Origin of the sequence: Microbispora sp. NPDC046933, assembly GCF_040644635.1 — a bacterium.
Taxonomy (GTDB): Bacteria; Actinomycetota; Actinomycetes; order Streptosporangiales; family Streptosporangiaceae; genus Microbispora.
In genome coordinates, this window is record NZ_JBEYWW010000008.1 from 19,043 (window position 1) to 39,669 (window position 20,627).

The following is a 20,627-nucleotide window of genomic DNA, read 5'->3' on the forward strand; positions in this document are numbered from 1 at the left end:
GTCACATCTCCCTCAGCTTCGGGTTGAACACCTCGTCCAGCCCGACGTTCATGACGTAGAGCGCGCCGACGATCGCCGTGATGCCGGCCCCCGGAGGGATGAACCACCACCACAGGCCGAGCTGGAGCGCGCTCCACCGGGCGGCGTTGTTCAGCATCAGGCCGAGGGAGACGCCCTGGGTCGGGCCGAGGCCGATGAAGTCGAGCGAGGCGGCGATCAGGATCGCGCTGCCGAACAGCAGGATGAACGTCAGGAACAGGTACGAGCTCATGTTCGGCGCGATCTCCCGAAGGATGATCTTCGGGGTGCGCACTCCGCTCAGCCGGGCGAGGTCGACGAAGTCGCGCGAGCGCAGCGAGAACGTCTGCGCCCTGATCGCCCGCGCGGCCCACGGCCACGAGGTCAGCCCGATGAACAGCGCCTGCACGCCGATGCTGCGCACGCCCAGGTAGGCGTTGACGATCAGCAGCACCACCAGCGCGGGCAGCACGAGCACGATGTTGGTGAGCATGTTGAGCAGCTCGTCGACCCACCCGCCGCGGTAGCCCGCGACGAACCCCACGACCATGCCGACGATCGCCGCCAGCACGCCGCCGAGCACGCCCACGAGGAACGTCGAGCGCAGGCCGTACACGAACTGGGCGAAGACGTCCTGGCCGAACGTCGTGGTGCCGAACCAGAACTCCCCGGACGGCGGCGCCATGGCCGGCCCGACGTAGTCGTTCGGCCCATGGTCGAACAGCAGCGGCCCGGCCAGGCCGGCCACGAGGAACACGGCGACGATGACCGTGCCGACGACCAGCTTGCGGTTGCGCAGCGCGAAGTGCAGCGCCTCGCGCCGCGCGGTGGGCACGGCTGTCATGCCGCTCCTCCCATCCCGGTCCTGGTGCGCGGGTCCACCAGGACGTACGCGATGTCGATGACGAAGTTGGCGATCAGCACGCCGATGACGATGAACAGGAAGGTGCCCTGCAGCAGGAAGAAGTCCTGGTTCTGGATGGCCTGGAGGATCAGGTGCCCCAGCCCGGGGTAGCTGAAGACGATTTCGGTGACCAGCGCGCCGGCCACGAGCACGCCGAGTTGCAGGGCCAGGCCGGTCACCTGCGGCAGGATCGCGTTCCTGAAGGCGTAGCGCCGCACCAGCCGCATCGGCGCGCCGAGCGCCCGCAGGTAGTTGACGTAGTCCGCCTCCAGCTCATAGATGATCATGTTGCGCATGCCGATGGCCCAGCCGCCGAACGCGACCAGGAACAGCGAGGCGAACGGGAGGAACCAGTGCTGGGCGAGGCTGCCGAGGAACTCCCACGACCAGGACGGCTGCAGGTCGAAGCCGTAGGCCCCGGCGACCGGGAAGATCCCCGCGACGATGCCGAGCGCCCAGGCCAGCAGGATCGCCAGCCACATGTACGGCGTCGCGGTCAGCACGTAGCCGACGGGAAGCACGCTGTTGTCGAGCCACTTGCGCCGCGCGGCGAAGGCGCCGAACCGGTTGCCCGCGAACCAGCTCAGCAGGATGGACGGGATCAGCAGGCCCAGCGTGTACGGGACCGCCCGGATGATCACGTCGGACACCGGCGTCGGGAACAGCCAGATGCTGATGCCGAGGTCGCCCTTCAGCAGTGAGCCCCAGAAGTTGAGGTACTGCTGCCACAGCGGCAGGTCGAAGCCGAACATCGCGGTGTAGTGCGCCCGCATGGCCTCGACGGCCGCCGGCTGCGCGACGTTGGCCCGCGAGAGCATGCTCTGCACGGGGTCGCCCGGCATGAAGCGCGGGATCATCCAGTTGATGGTCACGGCCACGAAGAACGTCAGGCCGTAGATGAGAAGCTTTCTGCCGAAATAGCGGCGCAATTCGACCTCCCGGTCGCGGAACGGCGCCCCCCTCCCGTACGCAGGGTGGAAGGGGGGCGCGAGAAGATCAGCCTCCGGAGGCCGGCTGGAGTTCGGTGAGCATGAGCGTGCCGCCCATCTCCAGCCAGTTGCGCCACACCGTCGGCGGATACTTCGGCGTGTTCGGCGCGCTGCTGGGCCAGTTCTTCCAGACCGAGTCGGTGGTCTGGGACCACAGGCCGTTGTACCAGAGCGGGATGACCGGCATGTCCTCGAGCTGGATCTTCTGCAGCTGCGAGGTGATCTTCTTCATGCCCTCGACGTCCTCGGGCTTGACCTGGTCGAGCTGCTGCGTGAGCTCCCACGCCCGCTTGTTCTCGTACCGGCCGAAGTTCGTCGTGGTCTGCAGCTTCTGCACCGGCAGGCGGAACAGGTAGTCGTAGTACAGCCACGGGGTGTTCGCGAGCTGCTTGTCGTTGTTGATGACCATGTCGTACTTGCCGGAGTTGCGGACGTCGACAAGCGCGTTGTAGTCGGGGAAGTCGGCCTCGATGTCGATGCCGACGGCCTTGGCGCTGGAGCTGATGACCCGGGCCGCCTCCATCCAGTCGGTCCACCCGGCGGGCACGATCAGCTTCAGCGAGATCTTGGCGCCGCTCGGCGACTCCACCAGCCCGTCGCCGTTGCGGTCCTTGTATCCGGCGTCGGCGAGCAACTGCTTGGCCTTGTCCGGGTTGTAGGAGAAGCCGAGCGTGGAGGTGACGTTCTTGTCGACGTACTTGTCCCACTGCGGCAGCAGGCCGGTCGGGTCGGACGCCTTGACCAGGTTGCCGTACACGCCCTCGACGATCTTCTTGGTGTCGATGGAGTAGGCGACCGCCTTGCGGAACTCCTTGTCGTCCATCGGCTTCTTGGTCGTGTTGAGCCACAGCCACGCCGTGTTCGCCGACAGCATGTACGGCGGCTGGTCGTAGTAGGTCTTGATGCCGAAGGTGCCCTTGACGAGGTTGGCGATGCCCGGCAGGAAGTTCGTGCTGAGGTCGAGGCCCTTCTGCAGCAGCAGGCCCATCGCGACCTCGTTGCTGGAGTTGACGATGTCGACGATGTACTTGGGCTTCACGTCCTTGCCGAGCGCCTTGGTGGCCCACCAGCCGTCGCGCTTGACCCAGACCATGCGGTCCTGGTCGTGCGACTGGTAGGCGTACGGGCCGGTGCCGACGGGCTTCTCGTTGACCCCGTTCATCACCTCGTCCTCGGACCGCCCCTCCCACAGGTGCTTGGGGACGATGGCCCGGCTGTAGAGGTGGTTGGCCCACTCCTGGTGGTTCGCGGTGGTGAAGGTGAACTTGATCGTCTGGTCGTCGACCTTCTCGGCGCTCTTCATCCAGTCCCACAGCGGGTGGTAGGGGACGGTCTCCATCTTGCCGAGCTCGAAGGTGAAGATCACGTCGTCGGCCGTGAACGGCTTGCCGTCCGACCAGGTGATGTCCTTGCGCAGCTTGAGCGTGTATTCCAGGTCACCGGTCCAGTCGCCGCTCTCCGCCAGCCACGGCGTGAACTTGTCGGTGTTCGGGTCGTACATGAACAGCGTCTCGTAGACCAGGCCCTTGGTGCCGGTGGCGAAGTCCCACTCGCGCAGCGGGTTCCAGTTCGCCGGCGGTCCCCACTGGGTGCCGCTGGTGTAGAGGGTCTCGTTGCGCGGGAAGGCCCCGCCGCTGCCGCCCGCCGGGGCGGCCGCGCCGCCTCCCGCCGCGCCGCCCCCGGCCGGGCCGGTCGGCGTGGACGACCCCCCGCCTCCCGAGCAGGCCGCGCTTAACAGGCCGGCTGCCAGCACCGGTATAAGAAACCGCTTTCGGTTTCGCATGGTGACTCTCCTTCCCCCACGCGACACCGCGCGGGGTCCGCACTCCTGCCAGGCCCCGATGATCAGCGGTCCGCACCGCTCGCCTCGCTGCGCCGTAGGTGCTGAACCGGATAAGTACCGAGACCGTAAAATCCGGATGTCGCTGGTGTCAATAGGGGAAGATGTAGGCAAAGTAACGGTAGTAAGGTGAGGTTCACTGGACCGGTTCAGCCGAGGGGACACGTGAGAAGACCGACCATCGCGGACATCGCACGGCAGGCGGGGGTCTCCAAGGGCGCGGTCTCGTACGCCCTGAACGGCCAGCCGGGGGTGTCCGAAGCGACCAGGGCCCGCATCCTGGCCATCGCCAACGAGATCGGCTGGCGGCCGAACATCGCGGCCCGCGCGCTCAACGGCGCCCGCGCGCACGCCGTGGGCCTCGCCCTGTGCCGGCCCGCCCGGTTCCTCGGCGTCGAGCCGTTCTTCATGGAGCTGATCAGCGGCATCGAGGCGGAGCTGTCCGCCCGCTCCTACGCGCTGCTGCTGCAGGTCGTCGGCGACCACGAGGCCGAGATGGGCGTCTACCGCCGCTGGTGGGGGGAGGGCCGGGTGGACGGCGCGATCCTCGTCGACCTCCACCTCGACGACCCCCGCGTGCCGCAGGTGGAGGAGCTGGGCATGCCCGTCGTCGTCCTCGGGCACCCCTCGGCCGCCGGATCGCTCGTGCCGGTCTGGGCCGACGACAGCGCGGCCGTACGCGAGACCGTGGAGTATCTCGTCGCGCTCGGGCACCGGCGGATCGCCCGCGTCGCCGGACTGCCGCGGCTGTCGCACACGGCGATCCGCGACCGGGCGTTCGGCGACGTCTGCGCCGGTCTCGGGCTGGACGCCTGCCCGATCGTGCACACCGACTACACCGGCGAGGAGGGCGCGCGGGCCACGCGGCGGCTGCTCAGCTCACCCGAGCGGCCTACGGCGATCGTCTTCGACAACGACATCATGGCCGTGGCCGGCCTGTCGGTCGCCCAGGAGATGCGGCTCGACGTGCCGGCCGACCTGTCCGTCGTCGCCTGGGACGACTCCCCGCTCTGCCAGGTCGTCCGGCCGCCGCTGACCGTGCTCACCCGGGACATCCCGGCGTACGGCGCGCACGCGGCCCAGCGGCTGCTCGCGCTGATCGACGGCGTGGAGGCCAGGCCGCTGGAGGACGAGGCCCCGCGCCTGACCACCCGCGGCAGCACGGCGCCGCCCGCGTAGCCGCTCAGACCTGCGTGGGGAGCGCGGACCAGTCGATCACCAGGCGCTGCGGGTCCGCGGGGTCGGTCCACACCTGGACCGTCCGGCCCGGCAGGACGGCGCCCGTCAGCAGCCGGGGGAGGATCTGCCGGTGCGCGACCACGTACGGCGCGCCGGAGGCGGGCTGCACCCGCAGGTCGAAGGCCACGACGAGCTGGTCGTTCACCATGGTGCCCGTGTCCCGCATGCTCGCGATCAGGGCGGTGGCCGGCAGGCCGGTACCGACGAGGTCCTGGTTGCCGGTGCCCAGGAAGCTCTTCATCTGACCGAAGACGCCGCCGGACGGCCCGCCGCCGCCGACCAGCCTGGTGGCCAGGATGACGACGTCGCCGATCAGCAGGAACATCCCGACGATGAAGGCGGGCAACCCCCACGACATCGTGGAGATCGAGCCCATCCCGTAGATCCCGGCGAACAGCAGGACGATGCCGGCGCTGGCGCCGACGACGAAGACGTTACGCGACATTGCTCTCAACCCTTCCGATTCCTCGTACGTCCAAAGGGATAGGCGGACGGGCTTGATCAGCACTTGCACAGTGCTTACGGGGTGTTGGAAACGACGCTTACTCGCGCCTCCGGCGCGGTGGTTACCGCGTTTGAAAGGTGACGTTCAGGGGAGATCGCTACACTTGGCCCCGTTTGCCGCTACTGGCTTTCGACCCGGTGCAAAACGCCTGGTCCGACCCTCAGGAGCACGACAGTGGGTCACGTCGACGTCCGTCCCGCGCCCCCGGCGGAGGACCTCCCGGCGCCGCCGCCCCGGACGCCCCCAAAGTGGCGGGCCTGGGTGTGGGTCACGCTGTCGGGAGCGCTGGGCGTGCTCACCGGCGCCGCCACGTTCGCCGTCGGCGGGTACGTCAAGCTGACCGGCAACGTCAAGCACGAGACGGTGACCCAGAAGGATCTCGGGGGCGAGAAGCGCCCACAGAAGATCAGCAAGGCGCTCAACGTGCTGATCGTCGGCTCGGACCAGCGCAACGGCGCCAACGCCAAATACGGCAAGTTCCCCGGCGAGCGTACCGACACGATCATCCTGGCGCACATCTCCCCGAACCGGGACGGCGCGGTCCTGATCAGCTTCCCGCGCGACTCGCTCGTCCGCCTTCCCGCCTGTCCGGCCAAGGGCAACCTGCCGGGCCAGCGGCCACACGTCGGGATGATCAACGAGTCGTTCAACTCCGGCGGCATCGCCTGCACCTGGAGGACGATCGAGGGACTCACCGACATCCGCATCGACCACTTCGTGAAGGTCGACTTCACCGGCTTCAAGGCGATGGTGAACGCGCTGGGCGGCGTGCAGGTCTGCCTGCCGCAGGCCGTCCACGACAAGAAGGCGCTGCTCAACCTGCCCGCCGGCAAGCAGATCCTGAAGGGCGAGCAGGCGCTCGGATACGTCCGTGCCCGCTACTCGCTCGGCGACGGCTCCGACATCGGCCGGATCCAGCGGCAGCAGATGTTCCTCGCCTCGATGGCGAAGAAGGCCATGAGCGGCGAGACGCTGACCAATCCCGCGACGCTGTTCGGGTTCCTCGACGCGGTGACCAAGTCGATCACCACCGACCCCGACCTCACGATCGGCGTCATGAAGGACCTCGCGGTGAGCGCGCAGGGCCTGACCGCCGGGCAGATCCGCTTCGTCACCACGCCCTGGCGCTACTCGATCACCAACCCCGGCCGCGTCGAGTGGGTGCAGCCGCAGGCCGACCGCCTGTTCAGGATGGTCGCCGCCGACCAGATCGCCAAGAACGTCAAGAGCGGCGAGCAGAAGATCCCCAAGTCGCAGATCCACATCCTGGTCCGCAACGGCAGCGGGCAGCAGGGGCTCGGCACGCAGGTGGCCGCCGAACTGGAACAGCGCGGCTACCACATCGTCAAGGTCGAGCAGGCGCCCAAGCCGTACGCCAAGACCGTCATCGCGTATTCGGAGAACGGCGAGAGCCGGGCGTCCCGGCTCTACCGCGAACTCAAGAAGTCGCGCTCCCGCCTGGTGCGCACGGCCACCACGCAGACCCTCGTGCTGGGGATCGGGGCCGACTGGCAGGGGATGAAGCCCCCCAGGACGCTCGACGACGTGGAGGGCTTCGACGCCACCCAGGACAGCTGCACGGCCTCCTGACGGAGAATCAGAGCCGAGGAGCAGAACCGAGAATCAGAACAGCCAGCCGAGCAGGCCGCCGCCGCGGCGCGGCGACTCCTGGGTGGGGGCGGGCGCGCTGGTCGGCTGCCCGGTGTCCGGATCGGAGGTGGGGGCCGTGGCCGCCTGCTCCTCGGACGTCGCGGTGTCTGTCCCTCTGTCCGTCCCCGAGGTCTGCTCGTCGGACCGCTCGTCGGCGGGCGGCCGCTGCTGCGTGTCGACCGGCACGCGGGTCCGCGACGGGCGCGGGGAGGCGGTGCTCCGGGGGCCGGAGTCCCGCGCGCGGGACCGGGGCGTGTGTGTGGGCGCGGACGCGCCGGGCCGGGTCCATGTGGGTTCGGCCGTGGGTTCGGCCGTGGGTCCCGCTGTGGGTTCGGCCCTGGGGGCCTCGCTCGGCACGGCCCCGCTGGGCACGGCGTCAGTGGGCACGGCGTCGGTGGGCACGGCGTCGGTGGGCTCGTCGGTGGGAACCGGCGAGACGGGCGCCGTCGCGGCGGCGCAGCCCGCCCCTCCCTCGCACTCCGCGCCACCGGGGTGCCCGACCCACAGCGCCAGCGCCCAGATCGCGCCCAGGACCCCGGCGGCGATCAGACCGGTCCGCAACAGCATCCCGCCGCGCCGCGAACGCTCGTCCTCGTCCTCGTCGGGGTCGGTGCTGTTGCGCCAGCCCGAGCCGAGGAAGCCGCGCGGATCGGTGTCGCCGTCGCTCACCGGGAGCCGAGCGGTGCGTCCGGCGGCGTAGTCGGCCTGCTCGGCGTGGTCGGCGGGGGTCTGCGCGGGCTGGTCCGGCCGCCAGTCCTCCGAGAGCACGTCGCCCTGGCCGCTCGGCCTGGCGCCGAGAGCTTGCTCGTCCTGGTCCTCGGACCAGAACCGGTCTCCCTCCCCGCCGTGCTGGCCTTCGCCCGCGATGTACGGCCGGATGAACGAGCCGTCCTGCTCGTAGGCGTCCTGCTCGTAGGCGTCCTCGGTGACCGGGTCGCGCATAAAGGTCCTTCCTCAGTGAGCCCTGGGTCGTGTCCCAATAGCGAACGTTCCTAGCACTGGTCGACACGTCCTGTCTGGAAATTTCACAACAATCACAAAAACCCATCAGGGTTGACGGGATTCCTAGAACGGTCTTTAATATCGACTAAACCGACTGACTTGGTAGGAATCTTCCGGAATAGAGGACAGGCATGAGAGTGCGCAGGCTCGGGGCCATCGCAGCCGCCGTCATGGCGACGACCACCCTGGTCACCGCCTGCGGGGGCGACAGCAACGCCGGCGGGGGCGACGGCGGCGGAGACAAGGTCCAGTTGGCGCTGGTCGCCTACTCCACCCCCCAGGCGGCGTTCGAGGACATCATCAAGGCGTTCCAGAAGACGCCCGAGGGCAAGAACATCACCTTCACCCAGTCGTTCGGCGCGTCCGGCGACCAGAGCCGCGCCGTGGCGAACGGCCTCAAGGCGGACATCGTCGAGTTCTCCCTGGAGACCGACATCACCCGGCTCGTGAAGGCCGGCATCGTCGCGCCGGACTGGAACTCCGGCCCCACCAAGGGAATCCTCACCAAGTCCGTCGTGGTGATCGGCACCCGCAAGGGCAACCCGAAGGGCCTCAAGACCTGGGACGACCTCGTCAAGCCCGGCGTCGAGGTCATCACGCCGAACCCCTTCACCTCCGGCGGCGCCCGCTGGAACCTGCTCGCGGGCTACGGCGCCAAGTCGAACAAGGGCGCCGACCAGGCCGCCGGGCTCGCCTACCTGGACGCGCTGCTCAAGAACGTGCCGGTCCAGGACGACAGCGGCCGCAAGTCGCTGCAGACCTTCACCGGCGGCAAGGGCGACGCGATCCTCACGTACGAGAACGAGGCGATCTTCGCTCAGCAGAACAACCAGGAGATCGACTACACGGTCCCGGACTCGACACTCCTCATCGAGAACCCGGTCGCCGTGACGAAGAACACCGCCCACCCCACGGAGGCCGCGGCCTTCCTGAAGTACCTCTACTCGGTCGAGGCCCAGACGATCTTCGCCAAGAACGGCTACCGCCCGGTCGCCGACGGCGTGACCGGCTTCAACTGGCCCGCCCCGCCGCAGCTGTTCACGATCCAGGACCTCGGCGGCTGGGACAAGATCACGACTGACTTCTTCGACTCGAAGACCGGCAAGGTCGCGGAGATCGAGCGCAAGCTCGGCGTGGCGACCGAGAAGTGACGAGAGAAGTGACGCGGAAGTGACCGCGATCACCGTACGCCCCTCCTCGCGCGTGGCCGGCGGCACCGCCGCCGGCCTCGGCACCGCGGTGCTGTACCTGAGCCTGATCGTGCTGATCCCGCTGGCCGCCGTGGTCTGGCGCTCGGCCGACGAGGGGCCCGGGTACTTCTGGCGCTCGGTCACCACCCCCGACGCCTGGGCGGCGCTCACCCTGACCGTGGGCGCCTCGGCGCTCGTCGCCCTGGTCAACCTGGTCGTGGGCACGGTCATCGCCTGGGTGCTGGTCCGCGACCGCTTCCCCGGCCGGGCGGTGCTCGACACGATCATCGACCTGCCGTTCGCGCTGCCGACCATCGTCGCCGGTCTCGTCCTGCTCGCGCTGTACGGCCCGCAGTCCCCGCTCGGGGTCAACCTGGCCTACAGCAGGGCCGGAGTCGTGCTGGCGCTGCTGTTCGTCACGCTGCCGTTCGTCGTCCGTACGGTGCAGCCGGTCCTGCTGGAACTCGACACGGAGATGGAGCAGGCGGCGGCCTCCCTCGGCGCGAGCCCGTTCCAGACCTTCCGCCGGGTCATCCTGCCGAACCTGATCCCCGCGATGCTGTCCGGCACCGCCCTCGCCTTCACCCGGGCGATCGCCGAGTTCGGCTCGACCGTGCTCATCTCGGGCAACCTGCCGTTCAAGACGCAGGTCGCGGCGGTGAACATCTTCAGCCAGATCGAGGGAGACAACACCACCGGCGCGGCCGCGATCTCGACGGTCCTGCTCGTGGTGGCCCTGGTCGCGCTGATCACGCTCGACGTCCTGCAGCGCTGGGGGAGCCGCCGTGGCTAAGCACGTCCTGCGCGTGGTCGCCGTCGTCTACGTCATGCTCCTGCTGGTGCTGCCCGTGGCGCTGATCGTCTGGCGGACCTTCGGAGACGGGCTCGGGCCGTTCGCCGAGGCCCTGACCTCTCCGTCGGCCCTGCACGCGTTCAAGGTCACGGTCGTCGTCGCCGGCTGGGCGGTCCTGGCCAACACGGTCTTCGGGGTCGGCGCCGCACTCCTGCTCGTCCGGCACGAGTTCCCCGGCAAACGGCTGCTGGGGGCGTTCATCGACCTGCCGATGGCCGTCTCGCCGGTCGTCGTCGGGCTCGCGCTCATCCTCGTGTACGGCCGGTTCGCCCCCCTCGGCGGCCTGCTGGAGAGCTGGGGAATCCAAGTGATCTTCTCCACCCCCGGCATGGTGCTGGCCACGGTGTTCGTGTCGCTGCCGCTCGTCGTGCGGGCCGTCGTACCGGTCCTGGAGGAGCTCGGCGACGAGCAGGAGCAGGCCGCGCACACGCTGGGCGCGAGCCGCGTCCAGACGTTCGTCCGCATCACGCTCCCCGGCATCCGCTGGGCTCTCGGCTACGGCGTCGTGCTCTGCCTGGCCCGTTCGCTCGGCGAGTACGGCGCGGTCGCGGTGGTCTCCGGCCGCCTCGTGGACCAGACCCAGACGATGACGCTGTTCGTCGAGGAGCGGTTCCAGAACTTCGACCAGCCGGCCGCGTTCGCCGCCGCCACGGCCCTCGCCCTGATCGCCGTGGTCACCCTGCTGCTCACCAAGCTCCTGCGCCCGAAGGATCGGTCTGATGGCAATTGAGGTACGCGACGTGAACAAGTCGTTCGGGACGACCCCCGTCCTGCGCGACGTTTCGCTTGACGTCGCCGCGGGGTCGCTGACCGCCCTGCTCGGCCCGAGCGGCGGGGGGAAGTCGACGCTGCTGCGGGTGATCGCCGGCCTGGAGCGGCCCGACACCGGCACGGTCCTGATCTCCGGCGCCGACGCCACCCGGCTGTCCCCGCAGCGGCGCAACGTCGGCTTCGTGTTCCAGCACTACGCCGCCTTCAAGCACCTCACGGTCTTCCGCAACGTGGCCTTCGGCCTGGAGATCCGCAAGCGGCCCAAGGACGAGATCCGCAAACGCGTCATGGAACTGCTGGAGCTGGTCCACCTGGAGAAACTGGCCGACCGCTACCCGTCCCAGCTGTCGGGCGGCCAGCGCCAGCGCATGGCCCTGGCCAGGGCCCTCGCGGTGGAGCCCCAGGTGCTGCTGCTGGACGAGCCGTTCGGCGCCCTGGACGCACAGGTGCGCAAGGAGCTGCGGACGTGGCTGCGCCGGCTGCACGACGAGGTCCACGTCACCACCGTGTTCGTCACCCACGACCAGGAGGAGGCCATCGAGGTCGCCGACACGATCGTGGTGCTGGCCGGGGGCGAGGTCGTGCAGGCCGGCAGCCCCGGCGAGGTGTACGACAACCCGGCCAACCCGTTCGTGATGCGCTTCCTCGGCCCGGTCACCGAAATCGGCGGCAGTCTGGTCCGCCCGCACGACCTCGAGCTCAGCCAGGACCCGGTCGAGGGCGGCTCACCCGCCGTGGTCTCCCGCGTCGTACGGCTCGGCTTCGAGGTGCGCGTGGAGGTGGAGATCGGCGGGCACGAGGCGTGGGTCCAGGTGACGCGGGAGCAGGCCGACCGGCTCGGTCTCGGACCGGGCGACACCGTGCACGTCAGGCCCGCACCGGGCGCCCGATCCCTGGCACTCGCGCTGTGACCGACACAGTGACGGACGCAGTTTAAGAAGATGCGGCTTTCCGTACGGACCCAGTACGCCCTGCGCGCCGCCGCCGAACTGGCCGCGGCGGCGCCGGGGCCGGTCCCGGCCGAGCGGATCGCGGCCGCCCAGCGCATTCCCCGGCGGTTCCTCGACAACATCCTGCTGCAGATGCGGCGGGCCGGCCTCATCCACAGCCAGCGCGGGCCTGACGGCGGCTACTGGCTCGCGCGCCCCGCCGAGCAGATCACGCTCGCCGACGTCGTCCTCATCATGGAGGGGGCGCCCCAGGACAGCGAGGGTTTCCACGGGGTCGCCGAGCCGCTCGGCGACGTCTGGACGGCGCTGCGCGACCACGAGCAGGCGACGCTCACCGAGGTCACGCTCGCCCACATCGCGACCGGTTCACTGCCACCCCTCTAATCACCCTTTTGATCCCGGTACTTGATCCCGGTACTTGTGGAAGACTCCACGTTCAGGTGGAACGTGCCGGGGCGTAGAGGCAGGCGGGATGGGTACTGCTGGGCAGCTCATCGTCAGGCGATACCGGCTGGTCCGCGCCCTCGGCCACGGCCGCACCGGGCTGGTGTGGGAGGGCCGCGACACGCTGCTCGACCGGCCCGTCGCGATCCGCGAGGTCCTGCTGCCCCCGAACCTGGGCGAGACCACGCGGCTGCGGCTCGTCCAGCGGATCTCCCGCGAGGTCCACCAGGCCGAGCGGCTGCGCCACCCCCACATCGCCGCCGTCTACGACGTCGCCGAGGAGGGCGACACCCCGTACGTCGTGACGGAGCTGGTCCCCTCGCGCTCGCTCGACGGGATGGTCTCCGGCGACGGACCACTGCCCCCGGCCGAGGCCGCGCGGATCGCCCGCGCGGTGCTGTCCGCGCTCACGCACGCCCACGCCGCCGGCGTACGGCACGGCGACGTCCGGCCCGCCAACGTGCTCCTCGCGCACGACGGGCGGGTGCTGCTCGCCGACTTCGGCGTGTCGGTGCTGGCCGCCGATCCGGCGTACGCCCGCGATCCTGTACCGAGCAGCCCTCCCGTCGGCCGTGGCACCGAGACGTACCTCGCCCCGGAACGGGCCGCCGGCGGGCCGCGTACGGTCGCCGCCGACCTGTGGTCGCTCGGTGCCACCCTCCACCTGGCCGTCACCGGCAGGCCGCCCACGGGCCAGGGGGCGCCGGAGGAGGTGCCCGGGGAGCTCCGCGCGGTGCTCGCCGGGCTGCTGGCCCGGGAGCCCAGGCGGCGGATCGACGCGGAGACCGCCGACCGCCTGCTCGCCGAGATCGAGCCGCCCGCCCCGCCTCGGCCGGTACGCCGGGGCCCCGGCCGCACCCGTCTCGTGATCGGGATCGCGGCGGCCGTGCTGGTCGCCTGTGCTGTGGGAGGTTGGGCTGTCGGAGGTTGGGCGGTGCTGCGGACCGGCGGGGAAAGCCGGGCCGTGGCCCTGGTGGCCTCCCCGTCGGCCCCGGTGTCAGCGTCCCCGTCGGCCTCCTCGTCATCCTCCCCGTCGGCCCCGGTGTCGGCCCCGGTGTCGGCTTCTGCGCAGCCCGCGCGGCGGCTGAAGCTGAAGTGGCACACATCCGACGCCGGCTGGCGGGCCGGCGCGCCCCGGGACTGGACCCGCGAGGAGAGGCCGTACTCGACCTCGTGGCGCTCGCGGGACGGCGGGGCGGCGTTCACGGTCGAGGTGACCGCGCAGCGCGGCACCGATCCCCTGGCGGCTCTCGGCGAGGCGGAGGCGTTCCTCCGCCCTGCCGCCACGACCTATCGCAAGCTTCGGCTCAGGGCCGTGACCGGCGAGCACGGCCCATCGGCCGACTGGGAGTTCATCTGGACCCCGCGCAAGGCGTCGGCTCGAGACCACCTGGCCAAGGGAGTGGAGTATCACCAGTACCGCCGTGTGATCTCCACAGGCACGACGACGAGCGTGCTCACCTGGACCACCCCCGCCGCCGACTGGGACGCCCTGCGGCCCACGCTCGTCAAGGTGCTCTCGCTCTTCCAGCCGCCCTCGGCCGTCCCGACGCCTTCCGCGGCCTGAAATCCACCCCGTGCCCTCCTCGCGTGTGCCATGATGGCGCACAAGTGAAAGTGACAACGGTTTTCATTTCGCCGTTTCGGTGCGGTTTCGTTTTGGTGCGGTTTCGTTTTGGTTTGGGGGCCTTCATGCGAGTGGCGTTCGTCGGCAAGGGCGGAAGCGGCAAGACCACGCTGTCGTCACTGTTCGCGAGGTACGCGGCGCGGAGAGGGCCGGTCGTCGCCATCGACGCCGACATCAACCAGCACCTCGGCCTGGCCCTGGGCCTGCCGGCGGATGCGGATACAGACGCGGCCGAGCACCCGCCCCCGCTGGGCGGGATGCTGACCGAGATCAAGGACTACCTGCGGGGCGAAAACCCGCTGATCCGCGACGCGGCGTCCATGGTCAAGACCACCCCGCCCGGGCGCGGCTCGCGGCTTGTCCGGCTGGACGACCCGTTCTTCCCGTCCCGTCCCGTCGAGGGCGTCTCGCTCATGGTCACCGGCCCGTTCGAGGAGGACGATCTCGGCGTCGCCTGCTACCACTCGAAACTCGGCGCGGTCGAGCTCTACCTCAACCACCTGGTCGACGGCCCCGGTGAGTACGTCGTGGTGGACATGACCGCCGGGGCGGACTCCTTCGCCTCCGGCTTGTTCACCCGCTTCGACCTCACCTTCCTGGTCGCCGAGCCGACCCGTCAGGGCGTGGGCGTCTACCGGCAGTACCGCGACCACGCCGCCGGGTTCGACGTCGAGATCGCTGTCGTGGGCAACAAGGTCCACTCGCCGGAGGACGTCGACTTCCTCCGCGAGCACGTCGGCGACGACCTGCTGACCTGGTTCGGCCACTCCCCCGCCATCCGCGGGATGGAGCAGGGCCGGCCGTTCACGCTCGACGACCTGGAGCCCGCCGGCCACCTGGCCCTCGCCACCATGCTCGACCGGCTCGACGCGCAGCCCAAGGACTGGTCGAAGTTCGGCAGGCAGGCGGCCGAGTTCCACGTCAGGAACGCCCGCGCGTGGGCCAACCGGGCCACGGGACAGGACCTGGTCGCGCAGATCGACCCCGGCTTCGTGTACGGCCCGGCCGTCGCCGCTCCATGAACGTGTCGCCTCCGCGCCAGATGGAGGCCCGGCGCGTTCGATCTACCGTCAACTGCGTTCCCCCTTGTGTGAGACATGCCGGGGAGACGCCGTCGAGAGGAGAACAGCTCATGTCGCTGTCCGTGTCCAACGACCTGCTCGACCAGGCTCGCGCCGGCGAGGTGGACGACGCGGCCTTCGTCGCCTGCGTCCGCGACTCGCTGCCGTACGCCTGGGCGACGATCACCGCGCTGGTCGAGCGGCGGGACCGGTCCGGCGCCGACTTCGCCGACAACCAGGTGCCGCCGCCCGACGAGGCCGCTCGCGGTCAGTTGCTGCGCTGCCTGGCCAGCGACGCGATGCGCGGCGCCCTCGAAAGGCACTTCGGCGTACGCCTGGCCTTCCAGAACTGCCACCGCGTCGCGGTGTTCCGCCCGGAGGCCACCGAGGCCTACCGGGAGTTCGTCACCCCCCGCGCGCAGATCCTGAACCAGAGCCCGGAACTGGTCGACTGCTGACCTGATGTTCGGCTGGGGGGGCGGCGCTCGGTTCACGCCGTCCCCCTTCCCGTCCCCCTCCCGTCGCCATTCCGCCGCACTGCCGGAAGCACCTCCGCGCCGAGGCGTGCGATGTTCTCCAGCGTCCGCGCGCGGTCTCCGGCGCCCTCGACCATCAGGATGAGGTGCCGCAGCCCGGTCCGCGCCGCCGTGGTCGTGATCTTCTCCACACAGTGCTCCGCCGAGCCCACCGGATGGATCCGGCACAGCAGGTCCACGTACTCCGGAATGTTCCGCCGCGGCGGCGGCCGGCCGTCCACGGGGATGTACCCGGCGAGTCCCGGCCCGAGCCAGCGCGGCAGCGACTCCCGCATCTCCCGTACGGCCTGCTCGGTGGTGTCCGCCACGTAACCGAGCGCGGCCCCGATGTGCGCCGCCGGGGCCGCGGCGTACGTCTCGTAGGCGGCAATCATCTTCGCCTTCTCGTCGTCGCCGATGTGCATGCCGAGGAGCATGGGCAGCCCCCGTTCGGCGGCGAGCCGGACCGTGCCGTCCGACGTGCAGGCGACGACCGGCGACATACGGGCCTGCGGGACCATCGTGACCTCCCGGAAGCGGAAGAACTCGCCGTCCGCCGCCACCTGCCCGCTGTCTGTCTCACTGGCCAGTGCCGAGCACAGCAGATCGAGCGATTCGGGGAATCCCCGCTCGAACCTCTCCGTCCCGGTGCCGAAGACCTCCAGTTCCAGCCACGGCCCCCCACGCCCCACGCCAAGCCGGAACCTGCCGTCCGACACGTGATGGAGGATCGCCGCCTGCTCCGCCAGCGCGACCGGATGCTGCGCGGACAGCACGCTGACCGCCGTCCCCACCGTGATCCGCGAGGTCCGGCCCAGCGCGACGGCCGCCAGCGTCACCGCCGACGGGCAGACGCCGTACGACATGAAGTGGTGCTCGGCGATCCAGGCGTCGTCGAATCCGGCCCGCTCGGCGGCCTCGATCGCCTCCACCGTGCCACGCAGCACGTCCCCGGGCGCCATGCCCGGGAACCCTGCCGCGACGAGGAAGATTCCGATCCTCATGCGTGCGGCCGCGCCCCTACCGAGGGCCGCCGTTGACGTAGAGCGTCTGGCCGGTGACGTACGACGCGTCGTCGGAGGCGAAGAAGGCCACCACTGACGCGATCTCGGTCGGCTGGCCGACACGCCGCAACGGCACGGCCTGCGCCATGGTGGCCTGGTGCTCCTCCGGGGTCACCCCCAGCCGAACGGCCGTCGCCTCGGTCATCGGCGTCGCGACGTAGCCGGGCGCGACCGCGTTCACCCGGACGCCGAACGGGCCCAACTCGATCGCCATGGTCGCGGTGAGCCCCTGGATCCCCGCCTTGGCCGCCGAGTAGTTGGCCTGCCCCCGGTTTCCCAGCGCCGACCGGCTCGACAGGTTGACGATCGCCCCCGACCGCTGCTCCACCATGTGCTTCTGGACGGCCCGGCTCACGAGGAAGACGCCCTTGAGGTTCACATCGACGACCTTGTCCCAGTCTTCCTCCGACATACGGAACAGCAGGTTGTCGCGGGTCAGCCCGGCGTTGTTCACCAGCACGTCGATCCGCCCGAACTCCGCCATCACCCCCGGCACCAGCGCCTCGACCTGACCGCTGTCGGAGACGTCACAGCCGAACGCGACCGCCCTGCCCCCGGTGACGGTGATCTCGTCCACGATCGAGGCGCATCGGTCCGCGGTGAGGTCCACGCAGGCCACCGCCGCACCTTCCGCCGACAACCGGCGTGCGATCGCCGCACCGATCCCCCGTGCCGCGCCGGTGACGACCGCGAACTTTCCGATGAACCGTGACATCGCAAGCCTCCTCACCCGGATTCGATCACAGCAACTTACTCCGAGTCATTCTCCCGGCCACACCACAAACCGCCGTCACCCCGGTCATGCGGCGCGTCGGCACGTGCTCGCCTAGATCTGCAGTCGTCTGGCTCCCGGGAGCCGGTGGTAGGTGAAGGCCCAGCGGTCGGTGCCTTCCTTGCGGCGGGTGTAGCGGCCGGGGTGGCGGTAGCGGTCGCGGTTGTGGAACTGGCAGGCCGGGCCGAGCAGTTTCAGGTCGGTCAGGCCGCCGCTGCTCCAGTTGTCGGCGTGGTCGATCTGGCACATCGCGGCGGGCAGGGGGCAGCCGTCGATCCAGCAGGTGGCGTAGCGGGCGAAGATCGCCCGCCGCTGGGTGGGGGTGGCCAGGCGGACCTTGCGGCCCATGTCCAGCACCTGCCCCTCGGCGTCCATCACCAGCCGCACCAGGGCGCTGGTGCGCGCCAGGCGGTGCACGCCGGAGACCGGCAGCACCTGCCCGGTCACCAGCAACAACCCCGGCGCCGTCCCCAACAGCGCCCCCGACAGCACTCCCGGCGGCGCTCCCTGCGCCGTTCCGGGCGCTGTTCCCAGTGGCGTCCCCGGTGGTGTCTCCGGCTCCGGTACCGGCACGTCCGGCGTCCCTGGCGCTGCGGACGAGCACCACGCTTCCCCGCCGCACTCGCATGCGCCCTCGCCGCACCCCCGGTGCTCGTGGCCGTGGTCCTCACGCGTGCCCTGCCCATACCGGCAGTCCCCCGCAGGCCGATGCCTCGCGTGGGTGTGCTGCCCAGGTGGGTCCTCGGGAGGAGGATCCAGCTGCGCTGCATGCGGAGGCGCTGTGTGCGGAGGCGCTGTGTGCGGAGGCGCTGTGTGCGGAGGCGCGCCACCGCCGCCGGGGAACTCGGCGTCGGCCGTCTGGTCAGGACACCCAGGGCCGGTGCCTTCCGCCTCACCAGCGACGCTGTCCTCCACCTCGGCAAAGGCGCCGTCGTCCCCCGTCACGGGCGCCCGGTTCTGCCCCTCGGCACGGGCGCAGTCCTCGCCCTTTGCGCGTGCGGTGTCGCCGCACTCGGCAGAGGCCGTGCTCACGGCGTCGCCCGGCCCGCGCCCACCAGCCCGCTGCTGACCGGCCCCGCAGCCGCCGGCCTTCTCACCGCACAGGCTGGTGGCAGCAAGGTCGGCACTCTCGGCAGCCGCGTCCACGGCCGCACCGGCCCCGGACTCTGCACCGGCACCGCCCGGGTCGTCGGCGCTTCCGGTGTCGCGGAGGGCGCAGTCACCGTTGTCTTCGGGGGCGCTGGCGCCGTTGTCCTCGGTATCGCCGCTGTCCTTGATGTCGCCGGGATCGGCGTCGCCTGGGTCGCTGGTGTCGGCGTGGGTGCTGTCGGCGGGAGTGACGTCCTCGGGATCGGCGGGGAGGGATTCGGCGTTGACCAGCACCAGAAGCTCGGCGGCGATCTTCTGCTCCAGCAGCGCGATCAGCGCGTCGGCCTGGCGGACCTGCAACGACCGGTCATCCCCCTCGGCCCTGGGTTTGGCGTAGGCGTCCAACAGGGCACGCAGCCGGGCGGCCGCCTCACGGGGCAGGTAGAACTCCCCCTCCAGCCCACCCCCCTTGCCCGGGCGGACCCTCAAAAACCGCCGCCCGTAATCGGCCTGCTCATCACGCTCCTCCCCATCCGGGTCCAGCACCGCACGCAGATAACGGCCCGCTTTGGCCACCTCCGCCGGGCCCGCCCTCCCAGCCAGCTCCAGCAAAATCGGCTCAACCAACCCGGCCTGCTCATCAGTCAGGTCGGCGGTGGCGGTGCAGATCGCCTCCACCACCCCCGCGGACAATCTCCCGGCCGCGAACGCCTCCCGCACCCCCGGCAGACGGGCCAACTCCACCCCCAGGGTCAGCAGGCGCCCCGCCCCCGCCCCACTCATCCCCCCGGCCGTACGCAGCCAACTACGGGTAGAGGCATGCCCATGCTGCCTGGCCTGCCCCGCCCGATGCACCCGCCCCACCCGCTCCGCCAACGCACACGTGATCCGATCCCGCGCGAACATCAACTCCTCAGCCTCGCCCAGACAGACGTCCACATCCTCCGGAAGCGGCGTCAGCGCCAGCGCCTGCGCCGACTCACGAAGAGAACCCACCAGCACCCACGACGACCGGCCCCGACCAGCCCCGCCGGAACGCACCCCATCGGCACCGGCCCTCGCAGCGCTGTCGCCGGCAGCACCCTCGCCGGCAGCGCTGCCGGCACTGCCACTCGCGGCACAGCCACTCGCGGCACAGCTGTCACTGGCCCCGTCATTCTGCGCATCGGCTGGACCGTCATCGCCTGAGCCGTCATTGCCTGAGCGGTCATTAACTGGGCCGTCATTGCCAACCGGGAAAGACCCAATGGCGCAATCGTCGCGGGCGAGCGAACCTTCGGAGGCCCACAAAGGGGAATCGGCGATCAACCGATCCCACCAGTCGCCGTCGGCATTATTCGAACGACGAGGGTGCTCAGCATCTGATCCGAACAGATCCATCACACCCCCTCAAGTGATTCGAAAACCTGTATGAATTCTGTCACCCCACGATCAGCCCCAGCAACCGCCGGAAGCGAATAGTTGGAGCAGCAGGTCAACCCGAAAAGGGGCGATAAGGGTTATTCAGAAGGCGGCGACGGCGCGTTCGACGGCTTCCAAAGCGCGGTCGAGCAGGGCGATGCGGTCGGCGAGCACGTCCTGCATGGGATCACCGGCGCGGATCCTGTCGATGCTGGTGATGTACACGGCACGGTAGGCGGCGACCACCAGGGCGGCCGCGAGCCTCGGGGCCGGCTCGGCCCGGCCGGTTCCGGCCGCCTCGGCGAACAGGCCGGCGAGCACTCCCTCGAACTCCTCGACCAGTTCCCTCGCCCGGGCCCTGAGCGCGGGCGAGTCCAGGATCACCTGCCAGAACACCTGATATCCGGGGGCGATCCCGCCGAGCGGGTGGCCTTCCCGGAGCATGCCGAGGAACAGCCGACGCAGCGCGGCGAGCGGGGTCTCCCCTTCGGCGCGTTCCCGTACGGCCCGGGTGACCAGCTCGACCGCCTCGGGAAAGCGGTCGAGGAACAGGTCCTCCTTGCGGGGGAAGTAGTTGAAGACGGTCTTGGTCGAGACGCCGGCCGCCTCGGCGACCTCGGCGACCGTGACGTTGTCGAACCCACGCTGCATGAACAGGCCCGAGGCCACGTCCGAGATCAGCGACCGGGTCTGCCGCTTCTTCCGCTCCCGCAGTCCCAACCTCTCCGTCACCCGCCTCACTC

At 70.2% G+C, this 20,627-nt stretch carries 19 protein-coding genes; 10 read left to right on the top strand and 9 right to left on the bottom strand.

What is annotated here, in order from left to right; translation table 11 throughout:
• Position 1: 1 nt before the first annotated feature.
• From ABZ857_RS12660 to ABZ857_RS12670, 3 genes are all read right to left on the bottom strand, one after another.
• Complete coding sequence (locus tag ABZ857_RS12660; RefSeq protein ID WP_357041942.1) at positions 2-862, bottom strand: ABC transporter permease; 861 nt, start codon at positions 860-862, stop codon at positions 2-4.
• The gene (locus tag ABZ857_RS12665) at positions 859-1,851 is read right to left on the bottom strand and encodes an ABC transporter permease (protein WP_357041945.1); all 993 of its coding nucleotides are present in this window, start codon (positions 1,849-1,851) and stop codon (positions 859-861) included. The genes ABZ857_RS12660 and ABZ857_RS12665 overlap by 4 nt, the downstream gene beginning before the upstream one ends.
• 67 nt (positions 1,852-1,918) lie before the next feature.
• Positions 1,919-3,664 (bottom strand): ABC transporter substrate-binding protein, encoded by a 1,746-nt coding sequence (locus ABZ857_RS12670; protein WP_357041948.1) that lies wholly within the window; start codon positions 3,662-3,664, stop codon positions 1,919-1,921.
• Positions 3,665-3,916: 252 nt separating this feature from the next.
• Between ABZ857_RS12670 and ABZ857_RS12675 the strand changes: the two genes are divergently transcribed.
• Complete coding sequence (locus ABZ857_RS12675) at positions 3,917-4,930, top strand: LacI family DNA-binding transcriptional regulator (protein WP_357041951.1); 1,014 nt, start codon at positions 3,917-3,919, stop codon at positions 4,928-4,930.
• 4 nt (positions 4,931-4,934) lie between these two features.
• On the opposite strand, the gene ABZ857_RS12680 is transcribed toward ABZ857_RS12675, so the two are convergent.
• Entirely contained in the window at positions 4,935-5,435 is a 501-nt protein-coding gene (locus ABZ857_RS12680; RefSeq protein WP_357041954.1) for a hypothetical protein, read from the bottom strand.
• A gap of 234 nt (positions 5,436-5,669) precedes the next feature.
• On the opposite strand from ABZ857_RS12680, the gene ABZ857_RS12685 reads away from it, so the two are divergent.
• A complete protein-coding gene (locus ABZ857_RS12685; protein ID WP_357041957.1) occupies positions 5,670-7,085 on the top strand; it encodes an LCP family protein in 1,416 nt (471 codons plus the stop codon).
• Between the two features lie 33 nt (positions 7,086-7,118).
• On the opposite strand, the gene ABZ857_RS12690 is transcribed toward ABZ857_RS12685, so the two are convergent.
• The gene (locus ABZ857_RS12690; RefSeq protein ID WP_357041960.1) at positions 7,119-8,087 is read right to left on the bottom strand and encodes a hypothetical protein; all 969 of its coding nucleotides are present in this window, start codon (positions 8,085-8,087) and stop codon (positions 7,119-7,121) included.
• 191 nt (positions 8,088-8,278) lie between these two features.
• Between ABZ857_RS12690 and ABZ857_RS12695 the strand changes: the two genes are divergently transcribed.
• The 8 genes from ABZ857_RS12695 (at position 8,279) to ABZ857_RS12730 (ending at position 15,501) form a co-directional block, all read left to right on the top strand.
• Entirely contained in the window at positions 8,279-9,298 is a 1,020-nt protein-coding gene (locus ABZ857_RS12695) for a sulfate ABC transporter substrate-binding protein (protein ID WP_357041963.1), read from the top strand.
• Between the two features lie 19 nt (positions 9,299-9,317).
• A complete protein-coding gene (gene cysT / locus ABZ857_RS12700) occupies positions 9,318-10,130 on the top strand; it encodes a sulfate ABC transporter permease subunit CysT (RefSeq protein ID WP_193203994.1) in 813 nt (270 codons plus the stop codon).
• Entirely contained in the window at positions 10,123-10,920 is a 798-nt protein-coding gene (locus ABZ857_RS12705; RefSeq protein WP_357041966.1) for a sulfate ABC transporter permease subunit, read from the top strand. The genes cysT and ABZ857_RS12705 overlap by 8 nt, the downstream gene beginning before the upstream one ends.
• Complete coding sequence (locus ABZ857_RS12710) at positions 10,910-11,872, top strand: sulfate ABC transporter ATP-binding protein (RefSeq protein WP_357041969.1); 963 nt, start codon at positions 10,910-10,912, stop codon at positions 11,870-11,872. Before ABZ857_RS12705 ends, ABZ857_RS12710 begins: the two co-directional genes overlap by 11 nt.
• Positions 11,873-11,902: 30 nt before the next feature.
• The gene (locus ABZ857_RS12715) at positions 11,903-12,295 is read left to right on the top strand and encodes an Rrf2 family transcriptional regulator (protein WP_139575537.1); all 393 of its coding nucleotides are present in this window, start codon (positions 11,903-11,905) and stop codon (positions 12,293-12,295) included.
• A gap of 88 nt (positions 12,296-12,383) precedes the next feature.
• Complete coding sequence (locus tag ABZ857_RS12720) at positions 12,384-13,922, top strand: serine/threonine-protein kinase (protein ID WP_357041972.1); 1,539 nt, start codon at positions 12,384-12,386, stop codon at positions 13,920-13,922.
• 125 nt (positions 13,923-14,047) lie between these two features.
• Complete coding sequence (locus ABZ857_RS12725; RefSeq protein WP_357041975.1) at positions 14,048-15,004, top strand: ATP-binding protein; 957 nt, start codon at positions 14,048-14,050, stop codon at positions 15,002-15,004.
• Between the two features lie 110 nt (positions 15,005-15,114).
• On the top strand, positions 15,115-15,501 hold the full coding sequence (locus ABZ857_RS12730; RefSeq protein WP_079320359.1) for an SCO5389 family protein: 387 nt from the start codon (positions 15,115-15,117) through the stop codon (positions 15,499-15,501).
• A gap of 32 nt (positions 15,502-15,533) precedes the next feature.
• On the opposite strand, the gene ABZ857_RS12735 is transcribed toward ABZ857_RS12730, so the two are convergent.
• The 4 genes from ABZ857_RS12735 to ABZ857_RS12750 all read right to left on the bottom strand — a co-directional run bounded on the left by ABZ857_RS12735 (position 15,534) and on the right by ABZ857_RS12750 (position 20,616).
• Positions 15,534-16,562 carry an LLM class flavin-dependent oxidoreductase gene (locus ABZ857_RS12735; protein WP_357041978.1) on the bottom strand — a complete coding sequence of 343 codons (1,029 nt, stop codon included), beginning with the start codon at positions 16,560-16,562 and terminating at the stop codon, positions 15,534-15,536.
• 16 nt (positions 16,563-16,578) lie between these two features.
• Positions 16,579-17,337, bottom strand: coding sequence for a glucose 1-dehydrogenase (locus ABZ857_RS12740; protein ID WP_357041981.1), 759 nt, complete (start codon positions 17,335-17,337; stop codon positions 16,579-16,581).
• 111 nt (positions 17,338-17,448) lie between these two features.
• Complete coding sequence (locus tag ABZ857_RS12745) at positions 17,449-19,479, bottom strand: DUF222 domain-containing protein (protein ID WP_357041983.1); 2,031 nt, start codon at positions 19,477-19,479, stop codon at positions 17,449-17,451.
• A gap of 507 nt (positions 19,480-19,986) precedes the next feature.
• The gene (locus ABZ857_RS12750) at positions 19,987-20,616 is read right to left on the bottom strand and encodes a TetR family transcriptional regulator (RefSeq protein WP_357041986.1); all 630 of its coding nucleotides are present in this window, start codon (positions 20,614-20,616) and stop codon (positions 19,987-19,989) included.
• Positions 20,617-20,627 lie beyond the last annotated feature (11 nt).